Below are 17,094 nucleotides of genomic sequence, written 5' to 3'. Positions count from 1 at the left end.
TTTCGATATTGTTCTTCCGGGTTTCCCGGTTTACCCAATCAACACGTATCTTTGCGCCCATGTCGGCACAACCCCACGATCACATTATACCGTTTAGCGAATCTGAGAAGACGAAAAAAGAACAGGTTGCAGAAATGTTTGATAAGATAGCAGGAAAATACGATTTTATGAATCGGTTTTTATCTGCCCGAACAGATGTAAGCTGGCGTAAAAAAGCCATTAACTCCCTTCGCAAAAAACAACCACAATATATACTGGATATCGCTACCGGCACCGGGGATATGGCCATCAGGGCTACCAGGATGCTGAACCCTAAACAGGTAGTGGGCGTAGACATTTCTACCCAGATGCTGGAAGAAGGCCGTAAGAAAATTGAAAAGCTAGGTTTAACAGGCCAGATACAGCTGGAGAAAGGCGACTCGGAGAACCTTCATTTTGCTGATAACAGCTTCGATGTAACAATGGCTGCATTTGGCGTGCGTAATTTTGAACATCTTGAAAAAGGACTTTCGGAAATGCTCCGGGTTTTAAAACCGGGCGGGCAATTGTGTATTATCGAATTTTCGAGGCCCCGACCAGCTTTTATCAATAATGTATACCAGTTTTATATGAGCCTGGTGGCGCCACAAATTGCCAAAGCTTTTAAGCAAGACAAGCAGGCTTACCAATACCTGAATAAATCGGCCAAAGCTTTTCCTGAGCGTAAAGACTTTACAGCAATACTGGACAAAGTGGGCTTTCAACAAACGAGCTACAAAGCACTCACTTTTGGCATGTGCTGTATTTATTCCGCTACCAAGTAATTTTGCGCCATGCGCATTATATCCCTTGTTCCATCCATTACAGAACTCCTGTACTACCTGGGCCTGAACAATGAAACAGTAGGAATTACCAAATTCTGTGTACATCCTGAAAATTGGTACCACACCAAACCCCGTGTGGGAGGTACTAAGAATGTAAATATCGGTACCGTAAAAGCGCTACATCCTACACTGATCATTGCCAGCAAAGAGGAAAACATAAAAGAGCAGGTAAGCGAATTATCACTCTTTAGTGAAATATTAATTACAGATGTCAGCAATTTTGATAATGCGCTTCAAATGATTGCGACCATCGGAACACTTACAGGCAAAACACAGCTCGCGGGTAGCCTTATATCCCGGATACAGCAACAGTTTGAAAACAACGGCCCCTACGAACCTTTAACAGCCGCCTATCTTATATGGAAATCTCCATGGATGACTGTGGGAGGAGATACTTTTATTTGTTCTATGATGGAAAAAAGCGGCTTCAAAAATGTAATGGATCAGCAAACACGGTACCCGCAAATAACCCTGCAAGAACTAGGGGAAATGCAACCTCAATATGTATTGCTGTCCAGCGAGCCCTACCCTTTTAAAGAAGAGGATGTTTCTACAGTGCAGGAGCAGCTCCCTAATTCGAAAGTGATGCTGGTGAATGGAGAAATGTTTAGTTGGTATGGTAGCCGTATGCTAGATGCCGCACGGTACTTGAGAGAGTTACGCAATACTATAAAAGATTAACCTGCAATACTTACTTCTTGTCCCGCACACACCTGAAACCGGTATGTTCCAAACCCGTATCGGGGCTGCTTTTCATACGCCGTGCCGCGCGATACCCGCTGCAATAAGAGTCGTTACATAAAAAGCTCCCCCCGCGTAAACTGCGTTTAGCATTATAAGGCTCCTGCGGATCGTAGGATTTGTCTGGTCCCTGTGGATTCACTGTCAGCTTCCCTTCCAGCTGCCGGTAATAATCGTGATGATACCAGTCGCTACACCACTCCCACACATTACCAGCCATATCGTACAAGCCATAGCCGTTTGCTGCAAAGGATTTAACGGGCGCTGCAGTTATATAACCATCTTTCTTTTCGTTCAGATAAGGAAATTTACCTTCCCAGCTATTAGCTTTTGGAGCGCCCTGGTTTACATGCTCATTACCCCATGGATAAATATTGTTGATCAAACCACCTCTCGCAGCAAACTCCCACTCTGCCTCTGTTGGCAATCGCTTGCCGGCCCATTTACAATAAGCCTGCGCATCATCCCAGCTTACATGCACTACCGGGTAGTTATCTTTTGCCTCAATGCTGCTGCCGGGTCCCTGGGGGTGCCTCCAGCTGGCGCCCTCTACCCAACCCCACCATTGATTGAAATTGTTCAGATCAACCGGGCCATCCGCCTGCCTGAATACCAGGGAGGCCGCTACCAGTACACTGTCGGGAGGCTTTGGAGTGCCGGGAGGTAATGTCTTCTTTATCTCATTCCAGTCGGGCTTTCGTTCGGCAGTAGTTATATAACCTGTAGCATCCGCAAACTTTTTAAACTGCGCATTCGTTACTTCGGTTACATCTATATAAAAAGGATCTACCTGTACTTTATGTTTTGGATATTCATCTTCGCTTGCCTGGTTATTATCCCCTCCCATATCAAACACACCACCAGGTATCAATACCATCCCGGCAAGAGAGGTATCTCCGCCAAAGCTGACACCTGAAGAGTCTGTAGCACCAAAGCGGGACGGAGCTTTCATACAAGAATGATTGGAATCTGCTTTTGCATGTTCCTGCTTTCCCCCTGAATTGCCGCAAGCGGTGAGCAGATATATCAAACTAATAAAGCAAACGGTTTTCTTTAACAGGCTCATCAGATAAAAATACTGGTTTTATTAAAAAGAGATGCAAGATTGCTATTTTATAAGAAATAAAAAAATAATAGTCTATTGTTTTGGTAGACTAAAAACATCCCCTATATTTGCTTTATGAATATTTTGTTTACATCTATGCACATTTGCAACTGTTGTTGTTAAACTCCCTTTTCCAGGGTATGTAGCCAGGCGGCTCTACATCAACATTAACAAAATACCACTTTTTGAAAACCCAGATCTACATTTCTCTTATAACATTTTACATCACGGCCATCAGCCATTAAAACCTTTTTTATGCCACTATTTTCAGCAAATATTGTATTACATTATGCGGGCAAGCATGACTTTGCTTTACTAGACGAAGCTTTAAGATCCAACCATTTTTTACCAGAAAACGTACCTAATGGAGACCTGGCAGAAAATCAAACCAGGGAAGCTACTACACTGCAATATCTTAAGAGAGGCAACCTGGCTTTATTAGAAGTAATTGAATTGGTAAAAAATGCAGCTGCCAAAACAGGGAAAAAATTCTCCTTCACTGTTCTGAAAAACAGATACGAATAGTTGACAATAGCCGTGCAACACTAGTGTATGCCTGTTAAGAGAAGCGATTACTAACCCTGCACTTCTGCCAGGCTTGGTTGATGCACGGCTGTACAACTATTCTCAATAACGCTTTCAATATTTATATAATCGATATGTCAGATATCCTGCTGCAAGTGGGGAATACCCCTATTGTACAACTTAAAAGTATACCATCGAACCCCCGCGTTCGTATTTATTGCAAACTGGAGGGCAATAACCCCGGGGGCAGTGTCAAAGACCGTGCAGCCTATGGCATGATCAAAGGAGCACTGGAAAGAGGAGCAATTCAAAAAGGACAAAAACTGGTTGAGCCTACCAGTGGCAACACAGGTATAGCATTGGCTTTAATGGCCAGCCTGTTTGGAATTGAGATAGCATTGGTAATGCCGGAAGACGCTACCAAAGAGCGTGTTGCAGCTATGAAAGCTTTTGGCGCTACAGTTATATTAACACCCAAACGGAGAGCCATGGAGGGCGCCATAGACCACGCTAACGACCTGGTGGCTACCGGTGATTACGTAATGCTGAACCAGTTTGCAAATCCCGACAATCCCCTCATTCACTACCAAACCACAGGCCCGGAAATATGGAAGGATACCAACGGCCAGGTTACGCATTTCGTATCTGCTATGGGAACTACGGGTACCATTATGGGAGTATCTCAATATTTAAAAGAAAAAAATCCCGGTATTATCATAGCCGGTTGTGAGCCCGCCGATAATGCACAAATTCCGGGTATCAGAAAATGGCCGGAAGCCTATATTCCCAAAATTTTCGATGCATCAAAAATTGACAGGACCATTGAGGTCTCAGAAAAGCAGGCAAAAATGATCACTAAACGCCTGGCCCGTGAGGAAGGTATTTTTTGCGGTATGAGCAGTGGCGGAGCCGTATATGCCGCACTGGAATTGGCGGCGCATCTTGATAACGGCGTAATCGTATGCATTGTTTGCGATAAAGGTGACCGATATCTGTCATCTGAGTTATTTGATTAATGTGTAAACAAAATGTTTTAACTTTAGAATACTGCTATGGAACCCATTATTAAAGAAATGCAGCTGCATGAAACTTTAAGCGCCATTCATCAAAAATACAGGCGCGATCTCCAACCTATACCCTCGCGAAGCAGTGCACAGCGCTGGATCCGGCATTTACTGACACACTTGTTTCCTGTTCACTCCGATAAAATATTTGGTCCTCTCGACATCATGGACCTGGAGCTGCAGTTAAGACAATTATTATTACCCATAGAGAACGTACTGGCTGATGTAGATGAGATCGTAGACCGGTTTTTCAAACGCATACCCGATATTTTTATCGAACTTCAGGAAGACGCGCAAAACATACTGGCCTTCGATCCGGCTGCTCATTCGATCGAGGAGATAGTGGGTGCCTACCCGGGCTTCTATGCCGTAGCCGTATACCGTTTTTCCCACGAATTATACCAGTTAAAGATCCCTGTGCTTCCCCGGCTTATATCTGAATACGCACATAGCCTTACCGGTATTGATATTAATCCCGGTGCGGTTATAGGTTCCACCTTTTTTATAGATCATGGTACGGGTGTGGTAATAGGTGAAACCTGCGTGATAGGTAATAATGTAAAAATATACCAGGGCGTTACTTTAGGTGCCTTAAATGTTTCCAAAACACAGGCCCATGTAAAAAGGCATCCGACTATTGAAGACAATGTGGTGATCTATTCAGGATCTACTATACTGGGAGGTAAAACAGTGATAGGCCACGACTCTGTCATTGGTGGCAATGTGTGGCTTACAGAAACGGTTCCCCCCTATTCACTGGTATATCATAAGAGCGAAGTGAGGGTGAGATCTAACCGGGACTTTGACGAAGGAATTAATTTTTCGATATAAGATCAAATAGTCTACTTTTTTTATAGACTAATTATTTTTTCTAATATATTTGTGTGATAACTTTTAAAAACTAGATCATGGCTGAAACAAAAACCCAACAACAAACTGCCCTTGGCGACGTAGCAGCGCGGCAGCTTGCAATTGCTACCCGTACCGTACCTCAAATGGTTACTATATCTCCACGCTGGCTAACCCGCCTGTTAAACTGGGTGCCTGTGGAGTCGGGTGTGTACCGCTTGAACAAAGTGAAAAATGCGACGCAGATAGAGGTAGACTGCTCCTCGCGCGATGAGAAGATTTTACCGCAAACCTTTGTTGATTATGTTGAGAATCCCCGGGAATACAACCTGGCTGCAGTGCAAACCATTGTAGATGTACATACCAGGGTTTCTGATTTATACAGCAAACCCTATAACCAGATCTCAGAACAATTAAGACTGGCCATAGAAACCATTAAGGAAAGACAGGAAAGCGAGCTGATCAATAATGCCAACTATGGCTTATTGCATAGTGTAGCGAGTGAGCAAAGGGTTAAAACGCGCACGGGTGCACCAACTCCCGATGACCTGGATGAATTAATCGCCAAAGTATGGAAAGAGCCCGGATTCTTTCTGCTGCATCCGTTGGCTATTGCAGCTTTTGGCAGGGAATGTACCCGTCGAGGCGTACCACCTCCTACCATTTCTCTTTTTGGTTCTCAATTTATTACCTGGAGAGGCATTCCATTAATTCCGTCTGATAAAGTACCTATTGTAAAAGGAAAAACCAAGATCATTTTGCTGCGTACCGGCGAAAGCCGCCAGGGTGTGGTAGGCCTTTTTCAACCCGGCTTACAGGGAGAGCAGACGCCGGGACTATCCGTTCGTTTCATGGGCATTAACGAAAAAGCTATTGCCTCTTACCTGGTTTCATTGTACTGCTCTCTGGCAGTATTGGTGGACGATGCCATTGCTGTATTAGATGACGTTGAAATAGGAAATTACCATGAGTACAAATACCAATAATCTTCCGGATGTTGGAGAGCTGCAGCATTGGGCTAACCAGCTCTTTAAAGCATTACCAGAGAATGTTCCCAAAGAAATATCCCTGGATCCTTATGAGCATCCCCGTGCTACCGCCCTGGCACAATCTCTAAGCGGCGGGGCGTCCACCCTGCCATTGGGTTCCTTTTCAAATGGGGTGGTACCACAGGGAATAACCCAGCCGCCGGCATCGCCTGTGGGTGCATTAGCAACACCACCGGCTGTGACTGGCGTTGGCATAACTGCGCCGTCTGTCCCCGGGGCCGACCAGGATTATTTTAATCCAGGCTTCAATTGGGCTGATGCAGATCACGCACCAGGCAATAGCTCCTATATCCAGGGTTATAATGATGCCAATGCCTTTCAAAATGGCCAGCCACCTGCTTCTGTAGCAGGCAGTGGGGCGTCTCCTTCGTACACCCATCAACAAAATGATTTCAGCCTGAAAGAGCCGGTGACCAGCTTCCCGGATGCAAGTATCGATAAACCTGCGGCTAAAGCAGATCCATTTGCATTACCATTTATTGATGAGCAACCTTATTGGTCAGATATCAGTGCCATATTAGGCGTGCTCAACAGTAATACTTTGCCAGATGCATCGATACAGCCTCTACAAAACCAGGTTGACCAGGCAGGGCCATCGTTTTACTTCCTGCAAAATCATCCACATCAATTTAATAGCCAGTCATTGGGTGGATTCAATCATGCTTTTGATGCCTATAAAATCAAAAAGGATTTCCCCATATTGAATGAAAAGGTTAACGGGAAAAGCCTGGTTTGGCTGGACAATGCAGCGACTACTCAAAAGCCGCAATCAGTGATTGACCGGATCAGCTATTTCTACCAGCATGAAAATTCTAATATTCACCGTGCTGCACATGAGTTGGCCGCACGTGCCACAGATGCTTATGAAGCGGCGAGAAAAAAAGTACAGCGGTTCCTGGGGGCCCGGTCGGTTAATGAGATCATCTTCGTTCGGGGGGCTACAGAAGGTATTAACCTGGTTGCCCAAAGCTGGGGCCAACAGCATTTAAAAAGTGGTGATGAAATTATTGTCAGCAACCTGGAACATCATGCGAATATTGTTCCGTGGAAAAGGTTGGCAGATAAAAAAGGACTTACCTTAAAGGTGATACCAGTTGATGATGACGGGCAGATACTTCTTGATGAATATGCCAAACTATTGACGCCCCGTACACGACTGGTAGCACTTACCCAGGTATCTAATGCACTGGGAACCGTTACCCCGGCCGAACAGATTGTAGCATTGGCTCATAATGCAGGTGCGAAGGTATTGGTAGACGGCGCTCAATCAGTATCCCATATGCCCGTAAATGTACAGGCATTAGATGCTGATTGGTTCGTATTCTCAGGGCATAAGGTTTTTGGCCCAACAGGTATTGGTGTAGTATATGGCAAAGAAGACCTTTTAAATGAAACAGAGCCCTGGCAAGGCGGTGGTAATATGATACAGGACGTTACATTCGAAGAGATCAAATATCACAAAGCGCCGAACCGTTTTGAAGCCGGCACCGGTAATATTGCTGATGCTGTTGGCCTTGGCGCGGCTATTGATTATGTAACCCATTTAGGTATGGCCAATATAGGGGCTTATGAACATGCTTTGCTGGATTATGCAACGCACCACCTACAACAGGTGCGTGGTGTAAGACTTATTGGCACCGCAGCTAACAAAGCAAGTGTCTTATCTTTTACATTAAAAGGTTATTCTAATGATGATGTAGGTAAAGCGCTCAACCAGGAAGGGATAGCGGTTAGAACCGGGCATCATTGTGCGCAGCCTATTTTGCGGAGAATGGGCGTAGAAACTACCGTAAGACCTTCATTGGCATTTTATAATACCTGCGAAGATGTAGACCGGCTGATTACAGTGGTGAGCCGCTTGTCTGCAGGTAAATATTGATTTTACTGTTTCTTGTTGTTTTACATGAGAAAGGCCGTTTTCACGGCCTTTACTATTAGCAAAAAGACGCAGGCATATCATCATGCTGCGGCTCCAGGTTCACAAGCGTATTAAACTAATAATACACAGGTATCAAAATTATTATTACATATAGTTTCCCATCCCTTCCAGCCAGTGGTGACACTGGCCAAGGCTATGCTGAGGTTTGTGTCTCACAAACCAGTCGGATGCATTTCAATTAAATTGATGCCGGTTTGTTATAAGATCCGTTAAAGTACCTGGTCGGACAACAACTTCCCATGCTCTGTAAATAGTACTTTATGCTTTTCCTTTGATTTGGTTAATCTCATTTTATAAAAAACACTACGCCCCTCCTGCAGGCGTTCTACGCTGGAAGGCGCAAACCCGTCAAAAGATTTCTGGATGGATAATTTTACAGGAGCAGGTAACTTTTCTTTATCAAAATCCTGTTTCCAGCGTTTTAGTTTTCCACTATGGTCGAGCCAAACTTCATACTCCTGTCTTCCCATCTCAAACTCTGCTTTGTATGATCCATTCTCTAATTTCCAGACAACATCAGCCGCTTTTGGAAACTTCACCTGTAAAGCATTAATGATGATAGAAGGTACATTTTTAGACTGCACTTCCTGCGCGTTTAAATAACTACCCGTTACCAGTAATATCAGTAAAATAATCGTTCTCAACACTTGTCTCGTTTACAATACAAAAATAAAAGACCAAAACGGGAAAAATTCAGGAATGCCCGCGGCCCTGTTCTACACCATGGTCACCCGTTTGTATACTGAACGTATGTTTACCAGCACTAAACACATAATTAACAGAAAGGTCGTACAAACCTGCAATTGCCTTAACAATGGCCAGGCCTAAACCGGTAGAGCCACTTTCGGCCGATCGCTTATAAAACCGGTCGAACATTTTTTCCTCATCTAATGATTCAGCGGCCCCTGTGTTCTCCATATTAAATCCGGAATGGGATATGGTGATCACTATGGTACCCCCAGGCCTATTGTGCACAATAGCATTTTTAAGCAGGTTCATTACAAGTATTTCTGCCAGGGTGTTATTCATTTGCTTTTCAAAACTACCCTCCTCCACCAGCTGTACCTGTACCTTTCTGAAACGAAGCAGGTCGGCAAAGTCCCGTACCAGTTTCTTAAAAACATCGTTAAACCGTACCTGTTGCTCCTCTGCAAATTGCTGGTTTTCTATTTTAGACAACAACAGCAGCGCTTTATTCAGCCGTTTGAGACTTTCAAGGGCCTGTATTACTTCTCCTACTGTTGCTGCATCTTCGTCTGTTAACGCCCCTCTTTCTGCCAGCAATTCCAGCTTGTTAATACTGATTGCCAGCGGTGTTTGCAATTCATGAGAAGCATTTTCATTAAACTGCTTCTGACTCAAATAGGTATCTGAATTTCTTTGCAGCAGGGATTGTAAGGAATCATTCAACTCTCTGAATTCCTTAACTGATGTATTAGCTGGTTTAAATAAAGGGGTATTACCGAGTCTAAAATTTCTGAGCTGGGTCAATAAATAATGAAACGGCTTCCATATTTTCTTTAAAACAAAATTGTTAACCACCAGGATACTGGCGAGCATCACACCATACAAAGCTGCCAAGGCCAGAAAAAGCTTTCTTATCAGATCGGCCTTATTAATAACTGCAGATATGATCTTTAATTCATAATACTTCTCATTTGCCACAAATGCCGTAGTTAATAAACGCACCGGCGCATGCTGCTCCAACCGCTCCTGGTAAATCAGCGTATCCTTATAAGTATCTAATACCCGGATGGCTTGTTCAGCGGGTATTTCATTGATCCTGTAATTTTTATCTCCAAATGAATCGCTGCTTAGCATGGATGTATCCCCCTGGGCCCGGTGTACAATAAACATTTTGTAATTGGTAAGACCGTCATCAACGGTTTCTTTTACTTCCTGCAGCATAAAAAAGTAGAAGACAACTGCCCAAAGTCCTAATACGCCTAAAAGAGATACAGACAAATACAACAGTGTATGGTTCAGCAATTTCATATTACCTGCATCTTATAGCCAATGCCATACACCGCCCTTATTTCGAGGCCGCTATCATGTTCATTTAATTTCTTCCTCAGGTTTTTGATCTGCGAGTAAAGAAATTCGTAATCATTGGCTTCGTCAGCATAAGCGCCCCAAACATGTTCGGCCAATGCCGTTTTTAATACGAGGCGATTATGGTTCAGCATAAAATAAGTCAATACATCCAGTTCCTTACGATTAAATGCAACCGGTGTATCGCGAATGGTTACCGTTCTTTCATCGAGGTCTAATTTTACATTGCCCAGTTCCAATATATTTTTACCACTGAAAGCTTTTCTGCGAAGCACAGATCGTATCCTCGCATTCAGCTCCGCTATGTGAAATGGTTTGGTAAGGTAATCGTCAGCACCCAGGTTCAGGCCCTGTACCTTGTCATCCAGGGAATCATTTGCTGAAATAACAATCACATTGTCAGCCTTGCGCATGGTTTTCAGCTCCTTTAAAATATCCATACCGTTGCCGTCAGGAAGCATAATATCCAGCAAGATACAGTCGTAATCGTAGGCAATAATTTTTCGCATGGCTGTTTCAAAGTCCGGCGCTTCCTCCACCAAAAAATGTTCTTTTTGCAGGGACTGGCGGATGACTCTTAACAACTCCGGCTCGTCTTCTATCACCAATATTTTCATGTGATCATTCCAGTTTTATTTGTTGCACGTGCCATTCAGCATCATTATATGCTTACAATAATAGCTATTAAAACCGTAAAAAAACAGGAACAAATATCGCCCAAAAAATAGGGGAAGTTTATTCAGACTCCAGGATCCGAACGATCTCTTTATAACCCAGACTTTTTGCGTGTTGCAGGGAGGTAACTCCATTTTTATCAGCGATATGAATATTGCAGCCGGCATCTTTAAGAATACGCACGATTTGCTGGTATTTCCCGGTTCCGTCACCTAAGATCACTGCCTCCAGCAATCCTGTCCAACCCAGCCGATTCACGTGGTCGATAGGAAATCCTTTGGTGGTAGCTAATAATCTCACGGTTTCCACATGTCCTCTTTCACAGGCAGGAATCAAAGCTGAGCCGTTATAGCGGTTAAATACATCAAAACGCGCTCCATGCTGCAGAAACAATTTCAACATTTCAGTCTGGCCCGTAGCACCGGCATATAGAAAAGGACTGTCTAATATCTCATCCTGCTGGTTGACATCAGCACGATGAGCCAATAGCAGCCGTGCCATTTCAAGGTTAGAGCCATGGGTAGCCCATAACAGCAATGATCTCTTTGTGTCATCTGTTGTATTTACATTAGTACCCTTTTTCAAAGCTGCTTCTACAGCCTTCAGGTCATTCTTTTTTACATCTTCAATGATAGTTGAATACATATGATCCGGATTGTGTGAACTGCAAAAATTGCAGCATACCAGCAATAATACAATGATCAACGCTCTCATATCCTCCGTTTTACGATTTATTCTTTGCCACCTGCTTCGGCTCCTACCAGCTGCTTCTCCAGGGCTTCCAACGAAACGCCTTTGGTTTCGGGCACTTTAGTTAGCACCCAAATCAACTGCAGCAACATCATAAAAGCAAAGAATGCAAATATCGGCCATGGATTATCTTTAAAGACACCGCTGTCGGCATCCAGGAAAACAGGCGTAACCAGGGTAATAATAGCGGCAAATACCCAATGCACGCTGGCTCCGAAAGATTGTCCGAGCGCCCGTATCCTGTTGGGGAATATTTCTGAAATAAATACCCATATTACGGCACCTTGCCCGATAGCATGCGAAGCAATAAACAATAACAAAAAGGAAAGCAGGAACTCCGGCGATGTATGCGCATAAAACGCATAGGCTACCATTCCCAGGCTGATAATGTATCCTATAGAACCCCATACCAGCAAGGCTTTGCGTCCGGCCCTATCAATAAGGTACAGACCTACAAATGTAAACACGAGGTTCGTACCCCCAATAGCTATAGAATTCAACAAAGAATCCTTTGAAGCCAGGCCGGCTCTTTCGAGTATTTCAGGAGCATAGTATAATATAAAATTGATCCCCGACCATTGATTAAAAAATGCCACTAAAAAGGCCAGCCAGAGAATTCGGTTATAACGCGCACTAAAGAAAGAGGTCCTGGGTTTCTGAGATTCGACTTCGGCGGCCTTCCTGATAGCAATGATCTCTTCTTCAGCATTCTGAACACCCAATATTTGCAATACTTTCCGTGCACCGTTATCATCATTTTTACGGGCTACTAACCACCTGGGACTTTCAGGAATGCCAAATACCAGCAAAGTATATATCAGAGACGGTACAGCCATTACACCCAGCATCCAGCGCCAGTCATTACTACCATCAACTCCTTTCAAAAAATAATTAGACAGGAAAGCAATCAATATACCAAACACTATATTAAATTGATACATTGCTCCTAATCTTCCGCGGGTTTGCGGAGTGGAAATCTCAGAAATATACGTAGGGGCAGCAACAGAGGATATGCCAATACCAAGGCCGCCCATAAAACGGAAAAAAGAAAAAGTATAGGGATCCTGTGCTATTGCTGAGCCTAAAGAAGATATTGTAAAAAATATACCGATCCATAAAAGCACTTTTTTACGCCCATATTTTTCCGTAGGTCCGCCGCCAAAAATAGCTCCTATAACCGTTCCCCATAATGCCATTGACATAATAAAAAATCCATGAAACCAGGGAGAGGTTTGCCACAGCTCTCTTATAGGCAGATTAGCCCCGGATATCACCACGGTATCAAAACCAAATATAAATCCGGCCAGAGCAGCAATAATGGATATTCCCAATAAATTTTTTCCACCTTTTGCTGTATTGTTTAAAGCATCGTTACCTGCTTGCATCATTGTATGTCGTATTTAATTATTATGAACGGCTTCGGCCAGGGGCTACCATTCATATGGCTTATAGTTAAAAAGTGCTTCTGAAGTTACTGTAATTATTTTATCCGGCCGCCATTTTTATCTGTAGCCTCAACACTATGTCTTACATAAAAAAAGCCATCGCCACTGCTGGCCTCTTTCAAACTATAGTTCTGCTTTTATCGCTTATTGGTTAAACAATTTAAATAACAGACAATTATGAAATGGTTGAGCCTCGTACTCCTCACTTGTTTATACAGTTTTGTGCGCAGCTCCCCAGGCAACAACAGAACAAACGAGAATTTGATAGGGCATTAAAACTATGATACCTGCAGTATGGCATCGAGTTTATCAAATACACAGAACATCGTATTCAATGATGTGGTGATCGGAAAAGAAATAAGCATTCCTTCTTTCACGCAATAAAACAACAAACGGTTACATATAATATTGACGAAACAGGAAGGCATTTTCAGGGTTTAATCCTACCACCCAAAATTGCCCGTTATTATCTTCAATTTGTTGCTGTGCAGCCTTAGGCAAGGTTCCTAAAGCGAACTGCCTTCTCCATACCACTTCGCCTTCGGTAAAAGACAACGGAAGTTGCTTTGCAAATTCTCCTGGCTTGATAAAGTCTTTCTGAAATAGTTTATTCACACTTTGTTCGATCTTATCATTGGTGTTGGCAGGCAGTGCAAATATTTTGTTTACGATATGGTTAATAAATGCTCCATCATGCCTCTTTGCCCCACAGGTATAAATAGCATAGTAATTATTATTCGCATCTTCCCCATATACTTTTTGGGCCATGCAGATAGGTACAAAATCCGTTTCGCGACTTAGCTTTTTATGAGCAGCGCGATTAACAACCGCTACACCCACAAAGCAAAGAACCGCCACAACAGCTAAGATCCCCGCCAGCGTATATCCTATTTCCTGCAGCATACCCTCATAAACAGCAAACGCCAGAAACATAGAAATCATGATACCTATAATTAATGGCAGGTACATCAACTTGTTCTTCCCAAATGCAGACTTCTTAACGTAATCCCGGATGACCTGTGGATCGTGTTCTAATTGGTTGAGCCCGGCAATATTCATTTATATGGTTGTATTGTTTTGAATAATATAGTATTATTTACTCCTGTGCTTTTTCAGTATGATGAAGGTACACTTCATTACCCCGCCACTTATAACAGTTAATAACAAACCCTTCCGGTGCTTCGCTATACTTATATATTTCCTTTTTAACAGGATCAAAAAGCAGGTATTCCAGGTCAATCAACTGCTGGTGACGGATAAATTTTTGAGTGGAAGAGTTGTAAATAAAATACATGAAGCTGCCATCATACTTGGTTCTGTCTGGAAAAGAAATGGGAATCTTGATATCAAAATGGCCGTCGAAATTCAGATCTTCTAATTCAATTTCAGGCTGGTTGCCTATAAACTCACTGAAGCCTGACAAGGTTTGCAAAACTTTTCCTTCCTGTATAATTTTTAAAGCAGTGGCTTTATACCGCAGCTCCTCCTGCTCTGAAAGATTGACGATTTTCTCTTTATGTATTACCAGTTCGTAATCATAAAACACAGGTGCGTCTTCAGCTGCAGTCAATAATTGCAACTGCACCGGCAATTGTTTGCCTGTCTTTGTATTCGTCCAGCTACCATTCAATTTGCGCGTAGCCAGTAAAGGAGCTGTAATAGAAAAACGTCCGGTTGTTTCCCTTACATATTTGCCCTCCTTCTCTACGGCAACTTTTTCAGTAAGTAAGGTCGGATGTTGTAAGACTCCCGTAAGATTGATGGTTTTTTCCCGGCCGCTGCGCAGGTAGTAGTAGCTCCCGCTAAGTGTATCACCCTGCCTTTTTTGCTGCAGTTGCATAGCGATCGGATAGCTACCAACGGTACCTTTATAAAACGCCCTGGTAATTACAGTAGTTTGAGCCCGAACTACTGTAGGCATGCCAGCTGCAAAAAAAACTATTATTAAAAATCGTATGAGCATCACCTGTTTGCTATATCCGAAAATATCTCTCAAATATATTGCTTTGCATCTCAGCCAAGTGATCCTTTTACAATCTGCAGGTTTAATTTATTATTTGCAAACCTAAACTATTTCTATTGCCTCTCACACCACGCTACTAATTCAGGATAGAGTTCTTCAATATTTTTAGTGGGATTGTTTTGTTTTAGTCGCTTCAGCTCTTCATTGAATTCGACAGCCTTTATAAAACCACGGCTCTTTAATGTACTATTCACATCGTCATAAGCATATTTTATCGTGGTAGGATCACCGGCAAACTTATCCCCACAAAAAAGGCAGAAAGTAGCAAAGGTCATATACTCATCAAAAATCTTCGAAGGATTGGGATAATATTCTGTGCCGTTTTTTGTAGTATCCACCCACTTGCTTCTGTTTTGAAGAGCTACATCAATAGCCGCCTTATTATTTTTAGTGGGCAGGCTGATATAATTATGATCGATCTCTGTAAACATGATCCTGGTATTAAAAACAATATTTTGTTTTTCTGTCTGCCCTGATGGTTTTTCCAGTGCGGGCAACACCATCATGATCTGTTTAAAATGATTGTCCGTGTAACTGGTAGTATAGTTTAATCCACCGATTAAAGGTGAGCACATAATAGTATAATTATCTACACGGGTCGTAAAATTTTTCTCCAGCCAGTCCCACTGCTCCTGCAGGTTGGCAAACTTTTTATACTCACCAATCACAGCATTATAAAACCCTAACTGTTGTTTATAGAAATGTTTAAAGCCCGTCTTTTTAGCGAATAGCTCTATTTCTTTTTTATAAGTTGTGATAGGATTGACGGTAATGGTAGTATGTGCAGAAACACTTTGCGCAGGAAATAAATAATTCTTATCAGCCACCAATTTATCCCCTTTGAAATTATAGCTCAAGGCATTGCCTGTAAGAAAGATATAGTTAAGCGGATTCACTTTTATTAAAGAATCAAACCGGGTGATAATAGGCTCTTCTTTAAAAGGTCCAAAATGCTGTATCACATTTTTATAATATGATCCTCTTTGCTCTACCATATCATCGTTCTCCAACCCTGACTTTGTAATCGCAATCATGATATGAAGCAATTCTTTCACCTCATCGATTTCTACTTTAGCTTTTCCCCGGTTAGCTTTTTTAAAGCTTTCATCAAAATTTACTTTTCTAAATCCTTCCTGGCCATGAATGATTTGGGAAATCAAAAGAACAGAAAGTAACACACTAATAGTCTTCATTATATTTTGGTTGAACGGATTGATTAAAGGGCGCAAATATCAACAGTTCCTTTAAATATTCCAACTTGATTTATGATTCGCAACAGGATACCGGCAAAGGCAAAAAAACCACGCCCCTGTTTTCCATTCGGTATGGATTTTGAATTTCGCATAACACAATTCCCTATTGATTCATAGAAATGCATAACAAATTATTTATAAAACAGAAATAGCATGAAAAACAGATTCGCCCTTTTGACCATTATCGCCGCTGCCATTTTATACAGCTGTAATGGTATATCAGATGACAAAGATGGAACAGGACAACCTGAAAATACCCAGGGTATGCCTACAGACAGCGCAATACAAGGTGGTGCAATACCCTCTACCTTAACGGAGCCGGAGACTAAATTTGCAATAGATGCAGCCAACGGCAGCATGGCTGAAATACAATTGGGTGAAATGGCCCGCAGCAAGAGTAACGCTCCTGAAGTAAAGGAATTTGGGCGTATGATGATTGAGGACCATAGTAAAGCCAATGAGGCATTAAAGATCATTGCTGAAAGCAAGAACATTCAGCTTCCCGCTAAAGCCAGCGAAGACAAACAACAGGTGGCTATTCAGTTATCATCGAAAAACGGCAGCGATTTTGACAGGGCATATATTGCTCAAATGATTAAAGATCACGAAACAGTCATCCAACTTTTTGAAGCTGCTCAAAAAACAGTGAAAGACACTGCACTAAAGGCTTTTATTGACAATACGTTACCGGTGCTGCATAAGCATATGGACCATGTATCAACACTTAACAAATTAAAGTAACTCCATAATCATACCGATCT

Annotated in this window: 17 protein-coding genes; 8 read left to right on the top strand and 9 right to left on the bottom strand. The window is 42.6% G+C overall.

Annotation, left to right across the window (positions count from 1 at the left end):
• The first annotated feature begins 59 nt into the window (after positions 1–59).
• Both ubiE and ACLOAU_RS12110 read left to right on the top strand, forming a co-directional pair.
• The gene (gene ubiE, locus ACLOAU_RS12115) at positions 60–803 is read left to right on the top strand and encodes a bifunctional demethylmenaquinone methyltransferase/2-methoxy-6-polyprenyl-1,4-benzoquinol methylase UbiE (RefSeq protein ID WP_427862133.1); all 744 of its coding nucleotides are present in this window, start codon (positions 60–62) and stop codon (positions 801–803) included.
• 9 nt (positions 804–812) lie between these two features.
• Positions 813–1,544, top strand: a complete 732-nt coding sequence (locus ACLOAU_RS12110; RefSeq protein WP_427862132.1) for an ABC transporter substrate-binding protein — start codon at positions 813–815, stop codon at positions 1,542–1,544.
• Positions 1,545–1,554: 10 nt separating this feature from the next.
• Here ACLOAU_RS12110 and ACLOAU_RS12105 read toward each other — a convergent pair whose 3' ends face one another.
• Entirely contained in the window at positions 1,555–2,556 is a 1,002-nt protein-coding gene (locus ACLOAU_RS12105) for a formylglycine-generating enzyme family protein (protein WP_427862131.1), read from the bottom strand.
• 408 nt (positions 2,557–2,964) lie between these two features.
• Here ACLOAU_RS12105 and ACLOAU_RS12100 point away from each other — a divergent pair, with 408 nt between their 5' ends.
• The 5 genes from ACLOAU_RS12100 (at position 2,965) to ACLOAU_RS12080 (ending at position 8,075) form a co-directional block, all read left to right on the top strand.
• Positions 2,965–3,234, top strand: coding sequence for a hypothetical protein (locus tag ACLOAU_RS12100; RefSeq protein WP_427862130.1), 270 nt, complete (start codon positions 2,965–2,967; stop codon positions 3,232–3,234).
• Between the two features lie 134 nt (positions 3,235–3,368).
• Positions 3,369–4,250, top strand: a complete 882-nt coding sequence (cysM, locus tag ACLOAU_RS12095) for a cysteine synthase CysM (RefSeq protein WP_427862129.1) — start codon at positions 3,369–3,371, stop codon at positions 4,248–4,250.
• Between the two features lie 36 nt (positions 4,251–4,286).
• Positions 4,287–5,129 (top strand): serine O-acetyltransferase EpsC, encoded by an 843-nt coding sequence (gene epsC / locus ACLOAU_RS12090; RefSeq protein WP_427862128.1) that lies wholly within the window; start codon positions 4,287–4,289, stop codon positions 5,127–5,129.
• Between the two features lie 77 nt (positions 5,130–5,206).
• Positions 5,207–6,133: a family 2A encapsulin nanocompartment shell protein gene (locus ACLOAU_RS12085; RefSeq protein WP_427862127.1), complete on the top strand. Its 927-nt coding sequence runs from the start codon at positions 5,207–5,209 to the stop codon at positions 6,131–6,133.
• Positions 6,114–8,075, top strand: coding sequence for a family 2A encapsulin nanocompartment cargo protein cysteine desulfurase (locus ACLOAU_RS12080; protein WP_427862126.1), 1,962 nt, complete (start codon positions 6,114–6,116; stop codon positions 8,073–8,075). Before ACLOAU_RS12085 ends, ACLOAU_RS12080 begins: the two co-directional genes overlap by 20 nt.
• Positions 8,076–8,344: 269 nt before the next feature.
• On the opposite strand, the gene ACLOAU_RS12075 is transcribed toward ACLOAU_RS12080, so the two are convergent.
• The 8 genes from ACLOAU_RS12075 to ACLOAU_RS12040 all read right to left on the bottom strand — a co-directional run bounded on the left by ACLOAU_RS12075 (position 8,345) and on the right by ACLOAU_RS12040 (position 16,273).
• Complete coding sequence (locus tag ACLOAU_RS12075) at positions 8,345–8,782, bottom strand: PepSY-like domain-containing protein (protein ID WP_427862125.1); 438 nt, start codon at positions 8,780–8,782, stop codon at positions 8,345–8,347.
• Between the two features lie 46 nt (positions 8,783–8,828).
• Positions 8,829–10,130 (bottom strand): sensor histidine kinase, encoded by a 1,302-nt coding sequence (locus tag ACLOAU_RS12070; protein ID WP_427862124.1) that lies wholly within the window; start codon positions 10,128–10,130, stop codon positions 8,829–8,831.
• Positions 10,127–10,804, bottom strand: a complete 678-nt coding sequence (locus tag ACLOAU_RS12065; RefSeq protein WP_427862123.1) for a response regulator transcription factor — start codon at positions 10,802–10,804, stop codon at positions 10,127–10,129. The genes ACLOAU_RS12070 and ACLOAU_RS12065 overlap by 4 nt, the downstream gene beginning before the upstream one ends.
• A gap of 118 nt (positions 10,805–10,922) precedes the next feature.
• The gene (locus tag ACLOAU_RS12060) at positions 10,923–11,576 is read right to left on the bottom strand and encodes an ankyrin repeat domain-containing protein (protein ID WP_427862122.1); all 654 of its coding nucleotides are present in this window, start codon (positions 11,574–11,576) and stop codon (positions 10,923–10,925) included.
• A gap of 17 nt (positions 11,577–11,593) precedes the next feature.
• The gene (locus ACLOAU_RS12055) at positions 11,594–13,000 is read right to left on the bottom strand and encodes a sugar porter family MFS transporter (protein ID WP_427862121.1); all 1,407 of its coding nucleotides are present in this window, start codon (positions 12,998–13,000) and stop codon (positions 11,594–11,596) included.
• A 453-nt stretch (positions 13,001–13,453) separates the two neighbouring features.
• Entirely contained in the window at positions 13,454–14,116 is a 663-nt protein-coding gene (locus ACLOAU_RS12050) for a hypothetical protein (protein WP_427862120.1), read from the bottom strand.
• Between the two features lie 37 nt (positions 14,117–14,153).
• Positions 14,154–14,978 carry an XAC2610-related protein gene (locus ACLOAU_RS12045; RefSeq protein ID WP_427862119.1) on the bottom strand — a complete coding sequence of 275 codons (825 nt, stop codon included), beginning with the start codon at positions 14,976–14,978 and terminating at the stop codon, positions 14,154–14,156.
• A gap of 155 nt (positions 14,979–15,133) precedes the next feature.
• Positions 15,134–16,273 (bottom strand): DUF4932 domain-containing protein, encoded by a 1,140-nt coding sequence (locus tag ACLOAU_RS12040; RefSeq protein ID WP_427862118.1) that lies wholly within the window; start codon positions 16,271–16,273, stop codon positions 15,134–15,136.
• Positions 16,274–16,486: 213 nt separating this feature from the next.
• On the opposite strand from ACLOAU_RS12040, the gene ACLOAU_RS12035 reads away from it, so the two are divergent.
• Positions 16,487–17,074 carry a DUF4142 domain-containing protein gene (locus ACLOAU_RS12035; RefSeq protein ID WP_427862117.1) on the top strand — a complete coding sequence of 196 codons (588 nt, stop codon included), beginning with the start codon at positions 16,487–16,489 and terminating at the stop codon, positions 17,072–17,074.
• Positions 17,075–17,094: the final 20 nt, after the last annotated feature.

Origin of the sequence: Paraniabella aurantiaca, from assembly GCF_050309965.1 — a bacterium.
GTDB lineage: Bacteria > Bacteroidota > Bacteroidia > Chitinophagales > Chitinophagaceae > Niabella.
This window is presented reverse-complemented; position numbering and strand designations above follow the sequence as displayed.